A 21,213-nucleotide genomic window follows, 5' to 3' on the forward strand; every position below is an offset into this window, starting at 1 on the left:
TTAAGAGACAGCCCCTGTTTGGAGCAACCCCCTCATGCGTGCAGCAGTGATGTACGGAGCCGGAGACGTCCGCGTCGAGGACCGGCCCGACCCGAAGATCGTCCAGCCGGCCGACGCGGTGGTCCGCGTGGTCGCCTCCTGCGTGTGCGGGAGCGACCTGTGGCCCTACGCCTCCATGCCCGCCACCGACACCGGCCGCCCCATGGGACACGAGTTCCTCGGCATCGTGGAAGAGACCGGCACGGACGTGACCCGCCTCAGGACGGGGGACCTCGTCGTCGCGCCGTTCACCTACTGCGACAACACCTGCGACTACTGCGCCAAGGGCCTGCACATCTCGTGCCGCAACGGCGGCCGGTACGGATTCGACGGTGTCGACGGCGGGCAGGGCGAGGCCGTCCGCGTGCCGCAGGCCGACGGCACCCTGGTGAAATTGCCGGTGGCCGCCGATTCCGCGCTGCTGCCCTCCCTGCTGGCGCTGTCCGATGTGATGACCACCGGCCACCACGGCGCCGTCACCGCCGGTGTCACCCGCGGCGACGCGGTGCTCGTGGTGGGCGACGGAGCGGTCGGCCTGTGCGCGGTCATCGCCGCCAAGCGGCTCGGCGCCGAACGGATCGTGCTCGCCGGCCGCCACGAAGCCCGCACAACCCTGGGTCGCCACTTCGGCGCCACCGACGTGGTCGCGGAGCGCGGCGAGGAGGGCGTCGCCCGCATCCGTGAACTCACCGGCGGCGTGGACAAGGTCATCGAGGCCGTGGGCACCCGCCCGGCCCTCGACACCGCGCTCGGCGCGGTCCTGGACGGCGGCACCATCAGCCGCCTGGGCGTGCCGCAGTACGAGCAGGGACCGATCGGACCGGCCGGGTTCATGCGCAACATCACCCTGACCGGCGGCGCCAGCCCCGCCCGCGCCTACATCGAGCAACTGCTGCCCGACGTCCTGGACGGCACCATCGCCCCCGGCCGCGTCTTCGACCGGACCTTCACCCTCGACCACACGCCGGACGCCTACCGGGCCATGGCCGACCGTCAGGTCCTCAAGGCACTCGTCCGCCCCTGACCGCGTAATTCCCCCCCACAGCGAAGGAGTCCCCGTGCGAACCGTCACCCTCAACAACGGCGTCGAGATGCCTCTCCTCGGCTTCGGCGTCTACCAGATCCCCGCCGAGGACACCGAACGCGCCGTGTCCGACGCCCTTGCCGCCGGCTACCGGCTGCTGGACACCGCAGCGGCCTACGGCAACGAGGCAGCCGTAGGCCGCGCCATCAAGTCCAGTGGAATCCCCCGCGAGGACCTGTTCGTCACCACCAAGCTGTGGGTCCAGGACGCCCCGGCCCAGGACAACACCCGCCGCGCGTTCGAGACGTCCTTGAGCCATCTGGGCCTGGACCACCTCGACCTGTACCTGATGCACCAGCCCTTCGGCGACGTCTACGGCCAGTGGCGCGCCATGGAGGCGCTCAACCGCGAGGGCCTCGCCAGAGCGATCGGCGTCGCCAACTTCTACCCCGACCGGCTGGTCGACCTGATCGTCAACAACGAGATCACTCCCGCGGTCAACCAGATCGAGACCCACCCGTTCTTCCAGCGCGCCGACTACCAGGAGCTGATGTCCGAGCAGGGCGTCCGGATCCAGTCCTGGGGCGGCTTCGCCGAAGGCAGGAACGACCTGTTCACCAACCCGCTCCTGGCCGGGATCGGCAAGGAACATGACAAGTCGGTCGCCCAGGTCGTGCTGCGCTGGCTCACCCAGCGCGGTGTCATCGCCATCCCCAAGTCCGTGCGCGCCGAGCGCATGGCGGAGAACTTCGACGTCTTCGACTTCGAGCTCACCGAGCGGCAGATGGCCCAGATCGCCGCACTCGACACCGGTGCCTCGCTGTTCTTCGACCACCACGACCCCGAAATCGTCACCCGGCTCGCCAAGCACCGCCTGGACGCCTGACCCGCGTACCTCCGAGGGGCGGGCGACAGGCCGGACAGCCGGCCGTTGCCCGCCCCTTCTCCGATCCCGGAACCCTCGCGAAGGGCCCTGGACAGGACATCGCCGCGTATCGCCCATCACGGTCACCCCGCTGCCTTCACCAGCGGCGAACTGCCGCTGGCCATCGGCGAGTACGACGTCGGCGGGACGTGGACGCAGGTGTCGTCGACGTGATGTGTGTGGCCCGGGAAGGTCATCGGGCCGTCTGCCGCGCACATGGCTCCGCGGCGACGCCCCGGAAGACAGCGGGAGCTCGGCACCGAAAGCCACGACGGCAGCCCGGACGAGCGCGGCGGTCTCGGCCGTCGGCACAGAACGCACCGGCAACGCGGCCGATGGCGTACGAAGGCAGCCGCTCCGCTACGGCTGGAGGACCGAGATCTCCAGCTCAGGATCGAATCCGGAGTCCGCGGCAACCCTGCGGGCGAACTCGCGGACACCCGCCAACTGGCGTTCGCCGAAGGAGAAGTCCAGAGCTTCGGTGTAGTAGCGGCGCAACGCCTGCTCGTCGAACGCCTCCCACCGGGCGGCCTGCTCGCACACCTTGTCGACTTCGGCCATCGAGAGGTCCCGGGACTCCAGGAAGGCCCGGTGCACCTCGCGCACGATACGAGGGTTCTGCTCCAGGTAGTCCTTGCGGACGGCCCAGGCCGCGAAGACGAACGGCAGACCAGTCCACGCCTTCCACATCTCGCCCAGGTCGTACACCAGCAGTCCCAGATCCTCGGCCTGGTGGAGGTAGGCGCGCAGCGCGGCGTCACCGATGACGACCGCGGCGTCCGCGTCCTGCATCATCACCGGCAGGTCCGGCGGGCAGGTGAAGTACTCGGGGCGGACCCCTTCCCGTTCCTCCAGCAGCAATCGAGCCAGGCGTACCGACGAGCGCGAGGTGGAACCCAGGGCGACCCGGCGCCCGTCCAACTCGCGCAGTGGGACCTGGCTGACGATCAGGCAGGAGGTCACCGCGCCGTCGCTGCCCACCGCGATGTCCGGGAGCAGCACCAAGTCGTCGGCATGCTTGAGGTACTCCATGCAGGCGATCGGACCGATGTCTAAGGTTCCGTCGACCAGCAGACTGCTCAGCCGGTCCGGGGTGTCCTTGGTCAACTCCATGTCGAGCAAGGTGCCGGTGCGGGCCAGTCCCCAGTAGATCGGCAGGCAGTTGAGGAACTGGATGTGCCCGACCCGGGGACGCTTCCCCGGTTCATGCGGGACGCGAGCTACGTGTGAAATGTCCACGTCCACAGGTTAGTACTCCAGATCCTGAAGAGACTGGTGTTCCGCGGCAGGCCAAGTCAACGTACAACACCCTGCTCGGAGAGCCGTTCCGAGCCCATAGCCATGGCCATGGCTAAGGAGGCGCCCCTGCTCCCGCACCATCCCGGTGAACCATCCCCTCCCGACTCGCCGGATCCGGTCTACTCAAGCTGGGCGGGCTGTCTGTTGCTTGGCTGTTGAGTGTTCTCCGGCGAGGACATACGCGCCGACGACGGCCAGAGTGGTGCTGCCGCCGACGGTAGGCCCGGGGCAGTAGCCCGCGTCGCTGACGAGCGTCACTCTGTGCAGGCGGCCGGTCAGCTCGAAGAACTCCTTCGGGACGCAGCGGGTGAAGGAGTCCCGTTTCTCATGCACGTGCTGGTCGCAGTCGAAGATGCGCTCGCGCTGTTCGGCCACGGCCGTCGCCTCCGGACCCCAGATCTATTCAGTACGCCTCCTGTAATTATTTGACTATTTCGGAGGCGTAATGGGTGAGTGGGGAGAACGGCTCGGTGAACCCTCGGCCGACCGGTCAGTCGGTGAGTTCGAGCACCGTCTTGGGTCCGGCCCCGTTCACCATGTCGTCGGCGCCGGTGATGTGGCGCTGCCACAGCTTCTCGGCCTCGTCCGCCTTGCCGGACTCGATCAGGCCGACCAGGCGCACATGGGCCCGGTGTCCCTTCAGGGCCTGTGCCTTCTGGGTCGCGGCGTCGGTGGCGGTCGCGGTGTACGAGGCGTTGGCCCGGTCGATGATGTTGCGCAGCATGCCGCACAGGAGGATCAGCGTCTGGTTGCCGGTCAGCTCGACCAGCAGGGCGTGGAAGGTGTCCTGGGCGTCGACGAGGTCCAGCGGGTTGTCCAGGACGGTCTTCTCGGCCGCCACCGCGTCCCGCAGTCGCTTGATGTCGTCCGCCGTGTGCTTGGCGGCCAGTTGGCGCACGCACGGCGGCTCGATGACGGCCGCGGCGCGGTGGACGTCGCCCAGGGTGGCGCCGCGGTACTCGAGGATCAGGCCGGCGAAGCGGGCGGCGACATCGGAGTCCGGGGCGCTCACCCGGGCGCCGCCGTGCGCACCGCGGCGGACCGTGATCAGCGACTCCGACTCCAGGACGCGGAACGCCTCGCGCAGCGTCGGCCGCGAGATGCCGAACTGCTCCATCAGTCCCGACTCCGGTGGCAGGGCGTCGCCGGGCTTCAACTCGCCCCGTACGACCTGGCGGCGCAGATGTGCGGCGACCAGCTCGGCGGTCTTCGGGACACGCACCTGGCGTCCGACGCGGCCGCGCGAAGAGGTGGGCGCGATCGGCGTTCCTGCACGGACTGCCTCGGCCACGGCGGGCTCCTCCATATAGCAAAATGAATTATCTTAGTGCATCGAGGGTACCAGGTTGAGGCTTGGATGATCTTCTCTTGGCGGGACCTGATCCGGTGTTCGGGGTGGAGCCCGAGCGGCACAACGCCTGGACGCTGGAGATGGAGCTGCTCTACAACGAGCTAGTTGTTCGACCGCGCCCGGCCGACTCGCCGAACTCGCTCCACACGAGCGGGAGTTGGTCACCTTCGCGGCCAGGGGCCTGACCGACGACGGCATCGCGCAGTACCTCCAGCCGAGTCGGCACACCGTGAAGACACGCATCAACCGGGTCATGGCCGAAGCGGAGTCAGTGAGCGTGCCCAACTCGTGGTCAGCGCGTAGGCGGTAGAACATCGGCGGCAGCGCCCAGCAGACGCAACAGGCGGTGCCGAGGATTTCGGCCCGACTGCTGCCGCAGGGGGTGGACCCCGAGGTGAACCCGTACCGCGAGCAAGGCACGAATATCAGCCAGGCGGTGGTCGAGGGCGGTCCGCGTCGACCGCGGCCCATCGTCATGGCAGCCCTCGCCGCGATCCCCATGGCGCTCGGCGTCACCGAAGCCGGCGGATTCATCTCCGAGCCGCTCGCCGTCGTGGTCATCGGCGGCCTGATCAGCTCCACACCGCTCACTCCGGTGCTGATCCCCACCCTCTACACCATGGTGGAGCTCGCGGTCCCCGCGCGCTGCCCCCTCCGGCCGTGTGGGTGGAGCGGCCGTGCCGACATTCTGTTCCGTTCAGCGGACACCCGCCGCCAATCGGTTCCGGCCAGTCCCCATGCTGAGCGCCCCTCGAGCCAACTCCGGTCCCACCGCGGCGCAGCCGCACACCTCACCTACGTCTCCCAAGGAAGCGAGTCGCATGGTGCTCACCACCGCGAGACGGGTCCTTCGCAGCCTGGTCGTGATCATCCTCGTCACGATGGGCTCCGTGGCGCTCCTGAGTCTGGCGCCAGGATCGGCCGCTTCCGTCATCCTCGGCGAGAACGCCACACCGGACGCGGTCGCGAAACTCAACGCCGAGCTGGGCATGGACCAACCCCTCTGGCACCAGTACGCCGACTGGCTCGGCCACGCGGTCCGCGGCGACCTCGGCACCTCGCCGGTCACCAACGAATCGGTCCTGCACGCCGTCCTGACCCGACTGCCGGTGACGCTCGAACTCGCCGCCATGGCACTGACGTTGTCCCTCGTCGTCGCCGTCCTCCTCGCCATCGTCTCCGCCGCGCGGGAAGGGTCCTGGGTGGACCGCGGCACCACGGCCCTCTCGTCGGTGCTGCTGTCGGTGCCCGCCTTCATCGCGGGCCCCCTGCTCATCTACTTCTTCTCACTCAAACTGGGCTGGCTCCCCGTCAGCGGATGGGCCCGTATCAGCACCGACGGCCTCGGCGCGAACCTGCGCGGCGCCCTGCTCCCGGCCGTTTCGATCGCCCTGACCGAGATCGCGACCTTCCACCGCGCACTGCGCGCGGATCTCATCTCCACGCTCCGCGAGGACTACATCGCCGCCGCCCGCGCCAAGGGCATGAGCCCCGCCTACGTCATGCTCCGCCATGCGCTGCGGCCGTCGTCGTTCTCCCTGATCACCCTGGCCGGCATCAATCTCGGCCGGCTGATCGGCGGGACCGTCGTCGTCGAGATCCTGTTCTCGCTGCCCGGTCTCGGCCAGCTGGTCGTCTCCTCGATCGTCTCCCGCGACCTCGTCTCGGTGCAGGGAATCGTGGTCTTCGTCGTCGTGGTCTACGTCCTCGTCAACACCCTGGTCGACCTCAGCTACCACTGGCTGGATCCGAGGGTCAGGAAGGCGGCCACAGCATGACGAGCACCCAGCGCGCCATCACGAAGGGACCCGACACCGGGACCGGCGGCGGCGACGGCGACGCGACGGAGCCCTCCGTCCCGGCCGTGCGTCGCAGACGGTCGATCCTCGTCGGACTCGCCTACACCTGGCTCGCCGTGATCATCCTCGCGGCCGCGTTCGCCGACATCCTCCCCCTGGCGTCCTACGACCGCCCCATCGGCCTGCCCCGGCAGACCCCGAGCCTCGACTCGCTCGATCTCCTGCTCGGTACCGACCAGTTGGGCCGCTCGCTGCTGTCCCGCTGCGTCTACGGCGCACGCGTCTCGCTGCTGGTCGGTGCCGGTGCGGGCCTGATCGGCTCGGTCGTGGGCACCGGGCTCGGCATGGTCGCCGGATATCTCCGCGGCCGTACCGACTCGGTGATCAGACTGATCGCGGACGCGATGCTCGCGTTCCCGCCGCTGATCCTCCTCCTCGCGCTCGCCGCCGTCCTCACCCCCAGCGTGTCGACCATCCTCATCGGGCTGACCCTGCTGGTCGTACCGACCTTCATCCGGCTGGCCAGGGCGAACACCCTGTCCTGGGCCTCCCGCGAGTTCATCACCGCCGCCCGGAACATGGGCGCGAGCAGGCGGCGCATCCTGGCGCGGGAGATCCTGCCCAACCTGCTGCCCGCGCTGGGCGCCTATCTGCCGGTCGTGATGGCCGCGTTGATCGTGGCGGAGGGCTCACTGAGCTTCCTCGGCATGGGCATACCGCCGCCCTCGCCGAGCTGGGGCGGAATGATCTCCGACGGCAAGGACTCCATCGGCGACTACCCGCATCTCGTCTTCGTGCCCACCGCGTTCATCTTCCTGACCGTGTTCGCCCTCAATCAGGCGGGCGACCACTTGCGGCACCGGTTCGACCGGGGTCTGCACGACTGACACGGCCCGGCCCGTGCCCGGTTCGGGCCGGCCGGTCTCCCAGCCCGTCCACGACAAGGGGTCAACGATGATCCGTACAAGGGGCTTCACCACGATCGCGGTCGCCGCCGCGGCACTCCTGCTCGGTGCCTGCGGAGGCGGGGGAGGGAAGAGCGCGGGGGGATCAACCGGTGCGACGGGCAAGCCGGTTGCCGGCGGGTCCGCCCGCGTCCTCACCCTCAGCGAACTCCGTACCCTCGATCCCGCGCAGATGGGCAACAACTTCGTCAGCGGCGCGATCGTGGGCAACGCGCTCTACGGGACCCTGCTGACGGACGATCCCGAGTCAGGGAAGGCCCGAAGTTCCCTTGCCGAGTCCCTGAGTTCGTCGGACGGGGGGAAGACCTTCGAGCTGAAGCTGCGCGACGGGCTGAAGTTCTCCGACGGCACCCCCCTCGACGCCGAGGCCGTCAAGTACAACTGGGACCGCATGCGTGCCCCGGCCACCGCGTCGCCGTATCGGGCCGACGCCTCGCTGGTGACGTCGACGAAGGCCGTCGACGCGACCACGCTGAAGGTCACTCTGGCAGCGCCCATGGCGCAGTTCGCCCAGTCCGTCGTCACCACGTCCATGAACTGGATCGGCTCACCGGCCGCGCTCGCCAAGGGGGCGAAGAGCTACGACGCGCACCCCGTCGGAGCCGGGCCGTACACGCTGAAGGAGTGGCGTCGGCAGGACGCCATGGTGCTGGTGAAGAACCCCGAGTACTGGGACAAGCCGAAGCCGTACCTGGACCAACTCACCCTGACGGTCGCCCTCGACGCGACGCAGCGCGTCAACACCGTGATCAGCGGCGGCGCCGACCTCGCCATCGAGCAGAACTGGCAGAACCTGAAGAAGGCGTCCGACGCCGGGCTGCCGACCACGACGTCGCCGCTCAGCGGTGGCACCTACCTCGCCCTCAACACCCGGCGCGCTCCGTTCAACGACCTCCGGGCGCGTGAGGCGCTGTCCGCGGCCATCGACTTCAACGCCCTGAACGTCTCGGTGTTCGACGGGACGGCCGAGACCGTCGACACGATGTTCCGCAAGTCCTCGCCCTTCTACGCCGACATTCCGGTGGGCAAGCCCGACGCGGCCACCGCACAGCGGCTGTTCGACGAACTCGCGGCCGACGGCAAGCCGGTCTCGTTCACCTTCACCAGTACCGCGTCGACCGAGAACAAGGCCCAGGCGGAGTCGATGCAGTCCCAGCTCAGCAAGTTCAAGAACGTCACCATGAAGATCAAGCTGGTCGACTACGCGGAGTTCATTCCCCTCCAGACCTCGCACGACTTCGACGCGGTGGTGTCGTCCGCCGCCTTCAACGACCCGGAGCCCAGGCTCTGGACCGCCTTCCAGAGCGACTCACCGACCAACATGACGGGCATCAATGACGCCCAGCTCGACCAGGCCCTGCTGGAGGGCCGCACGGCGACCACCGCCGCGGACCGCAAGGCCGCCTACGAGACCGTGCAGCGGCGGCTCGTGGCACTGCGCCCCATGCTCTGGATCCTGCGCAGCGCCGGCAGCGCGATCTCCGGCAAGAACGTCGGCGGCCTCACCCAGTACGGCTTCGGCTCGCTGCTTCCGGAGGACCTGTGGATAAAGAAGTAGGCGATCCGGCCGACCCGGTCACCCCGATCCTCGAAGTCCGCGATCTGCGGGTCCACATCGGGACACCGCGCGGTGTCGTACGGGCGGTCGACGACGTCTCCCTGACGATCGGCCACGGGCAGGCGCTGGGCGTCGTGGGGGAGTCGGGCTCCGGCAAGTCGGTGACGGCGAAGGCGGTCATGGGCATGCTGCCGAGGGGCGCGGGGTGCAGCGGTCACATCCTCTTCCAGGGAAGGGACCTGCTCACACTCTCCCCGAGCGAGCTGAGGAAGATCTGGGGCACGCAGGTCGCCATGGTGCTCCAGGACCCCGGGCGATCGCTCAACCCGGTCGTACGGGTGGAGCGGCAGCTCACCGAGGGCATGCGCAGGCACCTCGGCGTCGGGCGCGCGGAGGCGCGGGGCAGGGCCGTCGACCTCCTCGTGGAGGTGGGCGTACCCGACCCGGAGCGCCGGCTGCGCGCCTACCCGCACGAACTGTCCGGGGGCATGCGCCAGCGCGTGATGATCGCCATCGCGCTGGCGTGTGAACCCGACCTGGTCATCGCGGACGAGCCGACGACGGCGTTGGACGTGACCGTCCAACGCCAGGTCCTCGACCTGCTGGGCCGCATTCGACGGGACCGGGGCACGGCCCTCATGCTGATCAGCCACGATCTCGCCGTGGTGGCCGGCCGCACCGACCGCACGGCCGTGATGTACGCGGGTCGCCTCGCCGAGGTCGGGGCGACGCGGACCCTGTTCTCGACGCCGCGCCACCGCTACACCCACGCCCTGCTGGAGGCGGTTCCCACGATCGACCACGAACGGCACACCCCGTTGCGTCTGATCCCCGGCACCCTGCCGGATCCCGTCGCACCGCCGCCGGGTTGCCGATTCGGACCTCGCTGTACGGCGATGCGGACCGAGTGCGGTGCCCCGGGGCCCGTCATGACCCCCGTGGGCGGCGACCACCGGGTCGCGTGCTGTGTCCCGGTCCCCCCGCCCGACGCACCGGCGCTGACGGGAGACCACGATGGCCGGTAGCGGGAGTGCCCATCTCCGGGGCGACAGCGCCCTGTTGACCGTACGGGACCTGGTCGTCGAGTACGCCACCGACGCCGGCGTCGTGCAGGCGGTGTCCGGGGTCAGCTTCGACGTCCTGCCCGGCGAGACCCTCGGCATCGTCGGCGAGTCGGGTTGCGGCAAGTCCACCATGGGCCGGGCCGTACTGCGCCTGGACCGCGGGACCCGCGGCACGATCGAGTTCGACGGCGAGCGCATCGACCAGGCCCGCCCCCAGCGGATGCGCGCACTCAGACGTGACATGCAGATGGTCTTCCAGGACCCGGTGGCCTCGCTGAACCCGCGCCGCAAGGTCAGGGACGTCGTAGCGGAAGGCCTGGTGATCGGGGGCGTTCCGGCCGCGGCGCGAACCGAGCGGGCTGCCACCGTGCTGGCCCAAGTGGGGCTCGACGAGGGGCGGTTCGCCGAACTGATGCCCCGTCAGCTGTCCGGAGGCCAGGCGCAACGGGTGGCGATGGCCCGCGCCCTCGCGCTCAGTCCGAAGCTGCTGATCTGCGACGAACCGGTGTCGGCCCTCGATGTCTCCGTGCAGGCCCAGACGCTCAACCTGATCGAGGACATCAAGACCGCCTACGCGCTGACCGTCGTGTTCATCGCCCATGACCTCAGCGTCGTCCGCGCGGTCAGCGACGACGTCATGGTCATGTACCTGGGCAAGGTCTGCGAGTTCGGTGACGCGGACCTGGTGTACGAGCGGCCCGCCCACCCGTACACCAGGTCCCTGCTCGATTCGGTTCCGCTGTTCGACGCCGAGCGAGGGTTCGCCGGACCGGCTCTCGACGGCGACGTCCCGTCACCCCTGTCGCCCCCGTCGGGCTGCCGGTTCCGCACCCGCTGCCCGAGAGCGGCGGAACTGTGCGCCGTGAGCGAGCCGCAGGTGCGCGAGGTACGCGCGGACCAGTACGTCGCCTGCCACTTCCCCCTCCAGGACACGGACTCGGGCGACCCCCCGAATCCCACCACTCAGCACGCGTCCGGCCGATGACGCCGGGCCTCGGAAAGGCGGACCGTGGACATGCACGAAATCGGCACGAGCAAGCGACCGGACTGGAGCCTCGCGGTGGTGATCGGGGCCGGTGGCCTCGGCACGGCGGTGGCACGACGGCTCGGCCAGCACCACCGGCTGCTCATCGCGGACATCGACAAGGACAAGGCGGACCAGGTTGCGCACACACTGCGCGACGAGGGAGCCGACGCCGAGCCGACGCAGTGCGACATCACGCGGCCGGAGTCGGTCCAGGAGCTCGCCGAAGAGGTGGGCCGGCGAGGAGGGTTCGCCGCGCTCGCACACGTCGCCGGACTCTCCCCGTCGGCGGCGGACTTCGAGAGCATCGTGCGGGTCAACCTCACCGGAGCCGCACTCGTCACGCGTGCGCTGCTCCCCTTCGCGGAGCCCGGCGCGGCGGCGATCCTCATCGCGTCCCTCGCCGCGCACACCGTGACGCCGAGCGCCGCCGTCGAAGCCGTACTGCGCGACCCGCACGACGCCGGGACGGCGGCCCGTCTCAAGGAGGCGCTCAGCGAGGAGGAACGCACCTCCGCGATGGCGTACCACCTCTCCAAATACGGTCTCCTGTCCCTGTGCCGGCGTGAGGCGGCGGCGTGGGGAGAGCGAGGCGCGCGGATCGTCAGTCTCTCCCCGGGACTCATCGCCACCCCCATGGGCGCCTTCGAGTTCGAGCACAGCCCGGTCAAACGCGAGCTCTATGCCAGGACCCCGCTCGCCCGTGAGGGCACGATGATCGAGATCGCCGGAGTCGTCGCCTTCCTCGCCTCCGACCAGGCGTCGTTCATCTCCGGCACCGACCTCCTGGTCGACGGAGGCCTGGCCGGGACACTGCGCGGCGACTGAGCCCTCCGGCGACCCGTCGTGGAGAAAGTGGTCCGCCCAGCGGGATACCGGCCTCGGCGCGGCAGACCGCCGCCATAGCTTTTCGCGAGCCGTGACTCCCCGGCGCGGTCGGCGCCCTCGTGGCGAACACCAAGGGGGAGATCAGGTGCCCACTCGCCCTCCCGGACCGGAAGGACCCACGATGAAGTCCGCCATCTACAACGGGCCGTTCGACATCACCGTCACCGAGCTGGAGACACCGACCTGCGGTCCGCGGGACGTGCTGCTGCGCAACCTGCACGCCGGCATCTGCGGCTCGGACGTGTCGGTCTACCGTCACGGTCCCGGGGCGCACCAGATCCTGAAAGGCGAGCAGTTCGGCCACGAGGTCGTCTCGGAGATCGCCGAGGTGGGCGGTGAGGTGACGGACCTGTCCGTCGGCGACCGTGTCTACCCCTACCCCCTGCTGGCCAAGGGTGACCCCCGTCGCGCCGGATGCCTGGGCGGGTTCTCCGAGTACATCCTCGTCCCCAACTGCCGTGTGGGTGAGCAGGTGTTCAAGGTCGGCGACCGGATCCCGACGCCTGTCGCCGGACTCATCGAGCCCTTCACGGTGGCCCACAACGCCGTGCGTCGCTGCCGTCCGCAACGCGGCGAGAAGGCGATCGTCTTCGGCGCGGGCACCATCGGGATCGCCGCGGCCGTGGCGCTGAAGAGCTTCGGCGCCTCGGAGGTCATGGTGGTGGACCTGTCCGACTTCCGGCTGGCGAAGGCCGCCGGACTCGGCTTCCTGACCTGCAACTCCTCGCGGGAGGACCTGCGTTCGCGTGCCGGCGAGGTGTTCGGCGAGGTGACGACCCTGATGGGGACCTTCCCCGACGTCGACATCTACATCGAGGCGGCGGGGCCCGACGAACTGCTGGCCACGATCCAGTCCATGGCGAAGTCCGGCGCGCGCATCGGCGCGGTCGCCGTCCACCCCAAGCCGGTCGCCATCGACCTGGTCCGGCTGGCCTACGGCCAGCAGACACTCGTCGGCCCCGGCGGTTACCGGCCCGAGGACGTGGTGGACGTCATGAAGATCATGGAGAGCGGACGGTTCGATCTCGCCTCGATCATCACCCACACCTTCGATCTCGACCGGATCACCGAGGCGATCGAGACGGCGGGCGACCGCGAGTCGGCCCTCCACGTCGCGATCGAATACTGAGGAGGGATCAGGAAAGTGACGAAGACGCTCGGGCTCATCGGAGCCGGACGGATCGGCGGGGCGCTGGCCCGGCTGGCGCTGGCCGCCGGACTGGACGTGGTCGTGAGCAACTCCCGCGGCCCGGAGACACTCGTCGACACGGTGGCCCGGTGGGGAGAGGGCGCCAGGGCGGCCACCGTGGTGGACACGGCCCGGGAGGCCGACATCGTGGTGGCCACCGTCCCCCTGGGCGCCCACCGGCGGCTTCCCGCCGACGCCCTCGCCGGGAAGACGGTGCTGGACACCATGAACTACTACCCCGAACGCGACGGCTCCGTACGGGAGTTGGACTCCCGCGAACTGACCTCCAGCGAGCTGGTGCAACGCCACCTCCAAGGCGCGCGGGTGGTCAAGGCGTGCAACAACATCGACTTCCTACGGCTGGAGACCCTGGCCCGGCCCACCGGCGCCGCCGACCGCAGCGCACTGCCGGTGGCCGGTGACAGCGTCGCCGCCAAGGAGCAGACGATCCGGCTGCTCGACGTCCTGGGCTACGACACCGTCGACTTCGGTCCCCTGTCGGAGAGTTGGCGCAGCGAGCCGAACACGGCGGTCTACGTCCGGCCGTACCTGCCCAGGCGCCCGGCCGGGTTGACCACGGACGAGGAAGTCATGAGGTGGTTCATGGACTGCCCCGGTGCCCCACTTCCCGCCGACCGGCTCGCCGGCCTCCTGCGAGCCGCCGTACGCCAGTCTCCCGCCGACGCGCGGGAACGCCTCGGCTGACGAGGCCGGCCACCGGCACGACCTCTCTCACCGAAGGCATGACGACATGCGGACACTCAGCCTGGGCCACGCGCTGACAGACCGGATCGAGGAGCACACCCTCCCGGTCTCCCTCACCCTCCTGACCAGCGACGAGGCTCTCATCGCGCGGCGCGTGGACCCGCTGCCCAGCGGGTTCCTGGACCGAGCGACGATGAACTTCCAGTTCTCCAACCACAGTTGGGTGCTGCGGGTGGATGGCCGCACGGTACTGGTCGACCCGTGCACCGGTAACGGCCGTACGGGGAGAGGGCCTTACTTCGACGGACTGGACGTGCCCTATCTGGACCGGCTCGCGGCCGTGGGCGTGACGCCCGAGGCCGTCGACGTCGTCTTCTGCACCCATCTCCACCACGACCACTGCGGCTGGAACACCCGGTGGAGCGAGGGGAGTTGGGTTCCCACCTTCCCCAACGCGGACTACGTGTTCGCGGAGGAGGAGTACCGGCGATGGGACACCGAGAGGCCGGCGCACTCCAACGGCTTCAACCCCAACGTGTTCGACGAGTGCGTGCGCCCGGTGGCCGAAGCGGGCCTGGCCAAGGTCGTCCCGCTGCCGTACGAGATCTCACCGAGCCTGACCGTCGAGCACGCACCGGGGCACACGCTCGGCCACGCGGTGCTGGGGCTCAACTCCGGTGGCGTACGGGCGTACTTCACCGGAGACGCCTTCCATCACCCGGTCCAGTTGACCCGTCCCGAACTGCATCTGCCGGGCTGCGACGACCTGGAGACGGCCGTCGCCACCCGGCGCGCACTCGTACAACGGGCGCTCGACGAGGACGCGTTCCTCTTTCCCGCTCACTTCCCCGCACCGCACTACGGCCGACTCGCCCTCGACGGCGACGAGGTCCGCTTCGTACCGGGCGGTGCGGCCCACGCGGTCGGCCCTCAACAGCCGTCCGTGACCGCAGAGTTGCAGCCTTCAAGGGAGCAGGCATGAGAGCACTGCACAGACCCGTCCACGGACGGGTGCGAAGAGCGGCGAGAGTCTTAGGTTCCGGCCTGGTCGCCGCCGTGGTCGCGCTTCCGTTCCTCGTGACCAGCGCGCACGCGAGTCCGGCGGGCGGTCGCGGCATCCTGGAGGTCGACGCGACCCCCGACACCCCGGACCGGGTGAACGGCCAGCCGGTGGTCGCGGTCAACCCCAGACACCCGAACAACCTGGTGTACGCGTCGACGGACCACATCGTCGACGGCGCCGGGCTCGTCCGGGTGGAGTGCTACGTCGCGTTCTCGACGAACGGCGGCCGGACCTGGACCCGCACGGCGTGGCCGGCAAGTGACAACCCGCAGTGCGGCGACCCGTATCTGGCCGTCGACTCGAAGGGGATCTTCTATCTCGCCTGGAACCAACTGGGCTGCCCCGGCGACCCGGACGGACCGATCACCGGTACCTGCGACGGGGTCCCGAACAAGCTCGGCGTCGCCAGCTCGACCGACGGCGGACGCACCTGGTCCCACGCCGTCGACACGCCGGCCGTCCGCGCCGCCACGCCCCGGCTGCGAGTGGACACCGCCACCGACTACGTCTACGCGGTCGGCGCCAGCCCGGTCGGACAGCCCGGACCCTCGGCCGTCACGGTCAGCAAGGACCACGGCCTGACCTGGACCCCGGTCGAGGAACTCCCGGACCAGCCGTTCGGCAACCAGATCGCGGTGCACGACGGCGTGCTGGCAAGCGCGACCTCCGAGGTGGTCGTGGGCGGGGTTTCGGTCGAGCCCGTGAACCCCGTGTTCGAGGTGAGCCGCGACTACGGCCGGACCTTCACCGCGTACCCCGTCACCGACAGCTACGGCGTCCAGGTCGCTCCGCCCTCGGGCGACCTCGTGCCGGACACCAGACTGCTGGCGTCGGACCCGATCCCCTGGGTCACCGCCGACCCCGCCAGGACCGATCGGTTCGCGCTGCTGCTACCCCGTGGTGACAACCTGGAGGTGTACGTCACGAACAACGCGGGCCGCACCTGGACCGGTCCGAGCGTGGTCGCGGCACCGGGTGCGTCGAAGCCATGGATCGAGTTCGGTCCCACGGGAACGCTGGGAATCATGTGGCGGCACGTGGCGGGCGGGCTCGTCGACACCTACTCCACCGTCTCCTTCGACGGCGGCAAGACCTTCCCCCGCACCGTGAAGGCCAACCGGACGAGCGAGCCGTACACCTTCCTCGGCAGCGGTGGCGACGAATGGTCGCGGATCCTCATCCACGGCAAGTACGCCTACGTCACCTGGGCGGACGCGCGGGAGGGCGGCGCCGTTGACGGCGTCGTCGCCCGCGTTCCGCTGTCCCGCTACCACTGAGTCAGCGCGATCCGGGTCGCGTCTCCCCGCCGGGGGGACGCGGCCCGGTGCAACACCCGTCCAACGAGCAATTCGGGAGGGATTCATGAAGGTCGTCGTAGACGAGGACAAGTGCGTCGCCGCCGGGCAGTGCGTCTCCGCGGCGGCGGACGTGTTCGACCAACGTGAGGAGGACGGCATCGTCGTCCTGCTGGAGGAGAGCCCGCCGGCGGACGTGGCCGATGACGTCCGCACCGCGGCGGCCATGTGTCCCGCACTGGCGATCCGGATCCAGGAGTGACCCCGGTGACCGTGACACGTGAGCAGCGGCAGCGCGACCTCGAACTGCTGCGGGACCGCTGGTACAAGGAAGGCCACTACTCCTCGCGCACCATGGCGGAGGCCCTGGAGGACGCGGGCTGGCGCTTCCCGCAGACACGGTTCGTGTTCGCCTCGGAGGCGACGCGCACCACGCTCACCCTGACCGAGATGCTGGCGCTCGGCCGGCGCGCGGCGGCCGGACTGCGCCGGATGGGAGTGGGCCCCGGTGACGTGGTCGCCGTGCAGATCCCCAACCGGCGGGAACTCGTGGTCTCGTACTTCGGCGCATGGCTGGTCGGTGCCGTCGTGCTGCCCATCACGCACATCTACGACTCGGCCGAGGTCGGCGTGATCCTGCGCGACGCCGGCGCCAAGGTGTTGATCCTGCCCGATGTCTGGCGCTCCATCGACTTCACCGCCCGCCTGGCCCGTCTCGATCCGGGGCCCGCTCTGAAGCACGTCGTGATGATCGGCGACCGGCCCGCGCCGGACACCGTCCCGTGGGCCCAACTCATCGCGGGGGAGGGGGAGATGGGGCCGCCCGAGGGCGTACGGGCCGACGACGTGTGCGCGGTGATCTACACCTCGGGGACGACCGGCGTGCCCAAGGGCGTGCAGCACACCCACAACTCGCTGCTGCGCGAACTGCGCAAGGGCGACCTGATGAACGAGACGGCACCGGGCGACACCCGGCTCATCCCCTGGCCCTCGGGCCATGTCGCGGGCCTGCTCGCCGCGTGCTGCGGGATCACCGGCGGCACGGACACCGTGCACATGGACCGCTGGCACGACGGCCACGCCGTGGAGCTCGTCGAGGAGTTCCGCTGCACCATCACCAGCGGCACCCCACTGCACGTCGAGGCGATCCTCACGGCGGCCGAGAAGCACGGCCGGGACATCTCCAGCCTGCGCTTCGTCCAGGTCGGCGGCGCCAACGTGCCTCCCGCGCTGGTCGCCAGGGCCGACGCCGCCGGCATCGTCGTGGCACGCGCCTACGGCAGCACCGAGCATCCGCGCTGCGCGACCTCCCCGCTGGACGCCCCCGCGTCGAAGCGGTCGGCGACGGACGGTGTCGTGCGGTTCGGCGACGAGGTGCGGATCGTGGACGAGGATCTGCGTGAGCTGCCGTCGGGGGAGGAGGGTGAGGTTCTGACCCGGGGCCCGAGCCAGTTCGTCGGCTACCGCGACGCCGCGCACGACGCGTCGGCGTTCGTGCCCGGCGGCTGGTTCCGCACCGGCGACGTCGGACGCCTCGACGCGGGCGGGTACTTGACCATCACCGACCGCATCAAGGACATCATCATCCGGGGCGGCGAGAACATCGCCTCCAAGGAGGTCGAGGACATCCTCGCCACCCATCCCCGGGTGCGCCACGCCGCGGTGGTCGCCGAGCCGGACCCGCGCTACGGCGAGCGCGTGGCCGCGTTCGTCGTCCTCGACGGCGGCACGCTGGAGATCGAGGAGGTCCGCGAACTGTTCGCCCGGCACCGGGTCGCCCCGCAGAAGACGCCCGAGCGCGTCGAGGTCGTGGCGGAACTGCCGCTCGCTCCGTCGGGAAAGGTCCGCAAGTACGAACTGCGGGAGCGGCTACGGGCCCAGGCCGCCGAGACCCGTCCCTGAACGTCCCTGGGCCTCCCCGGGGTTCGTTTCACCAGACAGCTATACACCGCACGTATACGTGGTGTGTATAGTCCGTCGCGGCGCACACGTGGTGCGACAGAAGCGAGCGTGACCGTGGAGGGTGGCATGGCGGCGACGGCGATCCCGGACGACCTGGCGGAAGAGGGCGGAAGCCTCGGTGCCGGTGCCGGTGCCGGTGCCGGTGCCGGTGCCGCCGTGACGGTGGCGGCAGCCGGTGGGCTGCTGCTCGGCGTGCTCACCAACCTCGCCCAAGGGTGGCTCCCGGGAGCCTGGAACCAGCTCGCCAACTCGGGTGCCGTCTGGTCGGCCGTCGCGTTCGCCGCCGGAGCACTGCTCGCCGGGCGGGGCGCGGTGCTCCGTGCCGCAACAGCCGCTCTGTGCGCGGAAGTCGGGCTCGTCGTCGGGTACTACGGCTGTGCCGAGTTCGGGCGCGACGGCATGGGCTCCCTGTACTTCCCGCTCGTCTGGCTCGGCATGGCCTGCGTGGCGGGACCGTTGTTCGGGGTCGCGGCACACGCGTGGCGACACGGCACGCACGCGTGGAGCCGTATCGCCGGCCTGGCCGCGTTCGCCGGACTCTTCGGTATGGAGGGGGTCGTGTATGCCCGGGTCCTCCACTACATGCCGCAGGCCTGGGCCTGCGGCACGGTGTTCGTCCTTGTCCCCCTGCTCCTGGCCCGCACACACCGGGAGCGCGCGCTCACCCTGGCGGCGGCGGTGCCGTGCGCGCTCCTGGCGTACGCGATCGTCGAACTGCCGCTCCGGGCCCTCTCAGCCTGAGCCGGTGACCGCCGCGTGCTGGGCGAGGACGCCTTCCGCGAGCTTCACATGCGCGGCGTCCACGAGTTGACCGTCGACACTGGTCGCGCCGAGGCCCTCGGCCTCGGCGGCGCGATACGCCTCCAGGACGCGCCGGGCACGCCGGATCTCGTCGTCGCTCGCGCGGAAGACCTGGTTCGCGATCTCGATCTGCGAGGGATGGATCGCCCACTTGCCGTTGAACCCGAGGGAGGCTGCCGCGCGCGCGTCCTCCTCGTAGCCGGCCGGGTCCCGGAAGTCGGGATAGGGGGCGTCGATGGCCGCGATGCCCGCGATGCGCGCCGCGGTCAGCACCTGCATCCGTGCGAAGTACCAGAAGTCGCCCGGATACGGCTCACGCGGACGGAAGTTGGTGTCCACCCGGGCGCCCTGCGACACCGACAGATCGCCCGCGCCGAAGATGACGGCGTCCAGCCGGGTGCTCGCCGTCGCGATCTCCTCGGCGTGCGCGACGCCCGCGACATCCTCGATGAGGACCTCCAGCCGGATCCGCTTGAGCAGACCCAGCCGCTCCTCCAACTGGTTCAGCAGCACGTCGACCCACCAGACGTCCCGCCCGGCCGTGACCTTCGGGACGATGATGGTGTCCAGGTTCTCCCGGGCTCCTTCGACCACCTCGATGATGTCGCCGTGGGCCCACTTCGTGTCGATCCCGTTGATCCGCACGGCACGGACGGTGGTGCCCCAGTCGTACTCGTTCAGCGCCTGCACGGCCTTTCCCCGGGCCTGTTCGCGCAGCGCGGGGGCCACCGCGTCCTCCAGGTCGAGGAAGACCAGGTCGGCGTCCGAGGCGGCCGCCTTGGCGAACATGTGGTCGTTGGAGGCGGGCGTGGCCAACTCCGAGCGGCGCAGGGGAGGTGTGTTCATCGGGTCGTGGCCCCTTCCTCGGTGAACAGGTTCGCCGGGCGGTCGAGGGAGAGGTTCTCCCGCAGGGTCCTGCCCGTGTACTCGCTTCGGACGAGCCCGAGGCGACGGAGTTCGGGCACCACCAGCCGCACGAAGTCCTCGAAGGCGCCGGGGAAGTGGGTGGCGGCGAGAACGAAGCCGTCGCAGGACCGGGACTCGAACCACTGCCGCATCTGCTCGGCGATCTGCGGGCCGGTACCCACGAAGCGCGGGCCCTGGAGCAGGGTGGCCCGGTGGTTCGCCAGCATGCGCAGGGTCAGTTCGCGGTCGCCCAGGTGCCGTCGTACCCCCTGGACCAGGCCGCGGATCCCGGACACCGAGTCGATGAGCTCGTCCGTGACGACGTCGTCGAGCGAGTGGCCCGCGAAGTCGTGGTTGGTGACCTCGGACAGCAGGGTCAACGACGCCATGGGATGCACGAGTTCGTCGAGGAAGAGCGCCTCCTTCTCCCTGGCGATCGCCTCCGTCTCGCCGGCGATCGTGTAGACCATGGGCAGCAGCCGTACGGCGTCCGCGTCCCGTCCGGCCTCGGTGATCAGGTCCTTCTGCTCCTGGTGGTGCTCGCGCGCGATCTCCTGGCTCGGATCGGAGGTGAAGATCAGGTCGGCCCACTTCGCCGCGAACAGCCGGCCCCGGCCCGACTGTCCCGCCTGGATGATGACCGGCCGCCCCTGGGGGGTGCGCGGCACGGTCAGCGGCCCGCGCACGCTGAAGTACTCACCCTGGTGGGCGAGTTCGTGCACCTTGTCGGGGTCGGCGAAGATCCCCGCCGTACGGTCGCCGACGATGGCGTCGTCCTCCCACGAGTCCCAGAGCTTCGAGACGACCTCGACGAACTCCTCGGCCCGGTCGTAGCGCTTGTCGTGTTCGAGGTGCTCGTCCAGGCCGAAGTTCTGGGCCTCGGCGTCGTTCACCGAGGTCACGACGTTCCAGGCGGCCCGTCCACCGCTGAGGTGGTCGAGCGTCGCGAACGTCCGCGCCACATGGAAGGGTTGGTAGTACGTCGTCGAGTAGGTCGCGCCCAGCCCGATGTGTTCGGTGACGCCCGCGACGGCTCCCAGCACCATGCTCAGGTCGAGCTTGACGGGGCGCGCACCGTAACGGACCGCGTCGGCGGGCGAGTTGCCGTAGATCGTCGGCATCGCCAGCCGGTCGTCGAAGAACATCAGGTCGAACATGCCCTCCTCCAGTACGCGCGCGATCCGCTGGTAGTAGCGCACGTCCAGGAAGTCCGCCGCGGCGCTGGGATAGCGCCAGGAGCCGGAGTACACGGACACGTTGGACGCCTGGAGGAACGCGACCAGGGTCATCTGGTCACCGCGTGACGTGGTCATCGGGGCCTTTCGTGAACAGGGGGCGAGGGACGGTGGTCCGAGG

Annotated in this window: 20 protein-coding genes and 2 pseudogenes; 16 read left to right on the forward strand and 6 right to left on the reverse strand. The window is 69.9% G+C overall.

Annotation, left to right across the window (positions count from 1 at the left end; translation table 11 throughout):
• Positions 1-34: 34 nt before the first annotated feature.
• Together ACNFOC_RS05745 and ACNFOC_RS05750 are read left to right on the forward strand one after the other, a co-directional pair.
• Positions 35-1,063 carry a zinc-binding dehydrogenase gene (locus ACNFOC_RS05745; protein ID WP_416957250.1) on the forward strand — a complete coding sequence of 343 codons (1,029 nt, stop codon included), beginning with the start codon at positions 35-37 and terminating at the stop codon, positions 1,061-1,063.
• 34 nt (positions 1,064-1,097) lie between these two features.
• On the forward strand, positions 1,098-1,949 hold the full coding sequence (locus ACNFOC_RS05750; protein ID WP_416957253.1) for an aldo/keto reductase: 852 nt from the start codon (positions 1,098-1,100) through the stop codon (positions 1,947-1,949).
• Positions 1,950-2,071: 122 nt separating this feature from the next.
• Here the strand turns inward: ACNFOC_RS05750 and ACNFOC_RS05755 are convergent, their stop codons facing one another.
• The 4 genes from ACNFOC_RS05755 to ACNFOC_RS05770 form a co-directional block, all read right to left on the reverse strand.
• Entirely contained in the window at positions 2,072-2,206 is a 135-nt protein-coding gene (locus ACNFOC_RS05755; protein ID WP_416957255.1) for a hypothetical protein, read from the reverse strand.
• Positions 2,207-2,348: 142 nt separating this feature from the next.
• Positions 2,349-3,227, reverse strand: coding sequence for a menaquinone biosynthetic enzyme MqnA/MqnD family protein (locus tag ACNFOC_RS05760; protein WP_416957257.1), 879 nt, complete (start codon positions 3,225-3,227; stop codon positions 2,349-2,351).
• 183 nt (positions 3,228-3,410) lie between these two features.
• Positions 3,411-3,662 (reverse strand): hypothetical protein, encoded by a 252-nt coding sequence (locus tag ACNFOC_RS05765; RefSeq protein WP_416957362.1) that lies wholly within the window; start codon positions 3,660-3,662, stop codon positions 3,411-3,413.
• A gap of 115 nt (positions 3,663-3,777) precedes the next feature.
• Complete coding sequence (locus ACNFOC_RS05770; RefSeq protein WP_416957259.1) at positions 3,778-4,578, reverse strand: FadR/GntR family transcriptional regulator; 801 nt, start codon at positions 4,576-4,578, stop codon at positions 3,778-3,780.
• 454 nt (positions 4,579-5,032) lie between these two features.
• Between ACNFOC_RS05770 and ACNFOC_RS05775 the strand changes: the two are divergent.
• From ACNFOC_RS05775 to ACNFOC_RS05840, 14 genes and pseudogenes are all read left to right on the forward strand, one after another.
• Positions 5,033-5,251 (forward strand): annotated as a pseudogene (locus ACNFOC_RS05775) (efflux RND transporter permease subunit); the annotation flags it as partial.
• A 208-nt stretch (positions 5,252-5,459) separates the two neighbouring features.
• The gene (locus ACNFOC_RS05780) at positions 5,460-6,416 is read left to right on the forward strand and encodes an ABC transporter permease (protein WP_416957261.1); all 957 of its coding nucleotides are present in this window, start codon (positions 5,460-5,462) and stop codon (positions 6,414-6,416) included.
• Positions 6,417-6,778: 362 nt separating this feature from the next.
• Positions 6,779-7,324, forward strand: a pseudogene (locus ACNFOC_RS56060) (ABC transporter permease); the annotation flags it as partial.
• 67 nt (positions 7,325-7,391) lie between these two features.
• Complete coding sequence (locus ACNFOC_RS05790; RefSeq protein ID WP_416957262.1) at positions 7,392-8,960, forward strand: ABC transporter substrate-binding protein; 1,569 nt, start codon at positions 7,392-7,394, stop codon at positions 8,958-8,960.
• A complete protein-coding gene (locus tag ACNFOC_RS05795) occupies positions 8,945-9,985 on the forward strand; it encodes an ABC transporter ATP-binding protein (protein WP_416957264.1) in 1,041 nt (346 codons plus the stop codon). Before ACNFOC_RS05790 ends, ACNFOC_RS05795 begins: the two co-directional genes overlap by 16 nt.
• Complete coding sequence (locus ACNFOC_RS05800) at positions 9,975-11,009, forward strand: ABC transporter ATP-binding protein (RefSeq protein WP_416957266.1); 1,035 nt, start codon at positions 9,975-9,977, stop codon at positions 11,007-11,009. The genes ACNFOC_RS05795 and ACNFOC_RS05800 overlap by 11 nt, the downstream gene beginning before the upstream one ends.
• Positions 11,010-11,039: 30 nt before the next feature.
• Positions 11,040-11,876: an SDR family oxidoreductase gene (locus ACNFOC_RS05805; RefSeq protein ID WP_416957360.1), complete on the forward strand. Its 837-nt coding sequence runs from the start codon at positions 11,040-11,042 to the stop codon at positions 11,874-11,876.
• Between the two features lie 181 nt (positions 11,877-12,057).
• Positions 12,058-13,065 carry a zinc-dependent alcohol dehydrogenase gene (locus tag ACNFOC_RS05810; RefSeq protein WP_416957268.1) on the forward strand — a complete coding sequence of 336 codons (1,008 nt, stop codon included), beginning with the start codon at positions 12,058-12,060 and terminating at the stop codon, positions 13,063-13,065.
• A 15-nt stretch (positions 13,066-13,080) separates the two neighbouring features.
• Positions 13,081-13,830 (forward strand): NADPH-dependent F420 reductase, encoded by a 750-nt coding sequence (locus ACNFOC_RS05815; protein WP_416957270.1) that lies wholly within the window; start codon positions 13,081-13,083, stop codon positions 13,828-13,830.
• Positions 13,831-13,876: 46 nt separating this feature from the next.
• Positions 13,877-14,812: an MBL fold metallo-hydrolase gene (locus tag ACNFOC_RS05820; RefSeq protein ID WP_416957272.1), complete on the forward strand. Its 936-nt coding sequence runs from the start codon at positions 13,877-13,879 to the stop codon at positions 14,810-14,812.
• Positions 14,809-16,170: a sialidase family protein gene (locus ACNFOC_RS05825; protein WP_416957275.1), complete on the forward strand. Its 1,362-nt coding sequence runs from the start codon at positions 14,809-14,811 to the stop codon at positions 16,168-16,170. The genes ACNFOC_RS05820 and ACNFOC_RS05825 overlap by 4 nt, the downstream gene beginning before the upstream one ends.
• An 85-nt stretch (positions 16,171-16,255) precedes the next feature.
• Positions 16,256-16,450, forward strand: a complete 195-nt coding sequence (locus ACNFOC_RS05830; RefSeq protein WP_416957277.1) for a ferredoxin — start codon at positions 16,256-16,258, stop codon at positions 16,448-16,450.
• A gap of 5 nt (positions 16,451-16,455) precedes the next feature.
• A complete protein-coding gene (locus ACNFOC_RS05835) occupies positions 16,456-18,090 on the forward strand; it encodes an AMP-binding protein (RefSeq protein ID WP_416957279.1) in 1,635 nt (544 codons plus the stop codon).
• Between the two features lie 108 nt (positions 18,091-18,198).
• Entirely contained in the window at positions 18,199-18,891 is a 693-nt protein-coding gene (locus ACNFOC_RS05840; protein WP_416957281.1) for a DUF6518 family protein, read from the forward strand.
• On the opposite strand, the gene ACNFOC_RS05845 is transcribed toward ACNFOC_RS05840, so the two are convergent.
• Entirely contained in the window at positions 18,883-19,797 is a 915-nt protein-coding gene (locus ACNFOC_RS05845) for an HpcH/HpaI aldolase/citrate lyase family protein (protein ID WP_416957283.1), read from the reverse strand. The two genes, ACNFOC_RS05840 and ACNFOC_RS05845, sit on opposite strands and share 9 nt — an antisense overlap.
• Positions 19,794-21,170 carry an LLM class flavin-dependent oxidoreductase gene (locus ACNFOC_RS05850; protein ID WP_416957285.1) on the reverse strand — a complete coding sequence of 459 codons (1,377 nt, stop codon included), beginning with the start codon at positions 21,168-21,170 and terminating at the stop codon, positions 19,794-19,796. The genes ACNFOC_RS05845 and ACNFOC_RS05850 overlap by 4 nt, the downstream gene beginning before the upstream one ends.
• Positions 21,171-21,213 lie beyond the last annotated feature (43 nt).

The organism is Streptomyces colwelliae (assembly GCF_048158785.1).
Lineage (GTDB): Bacteria > Actinomycetota > Actinomycetes > Streptomycetales > Streptomycetaceae > Streptomyces.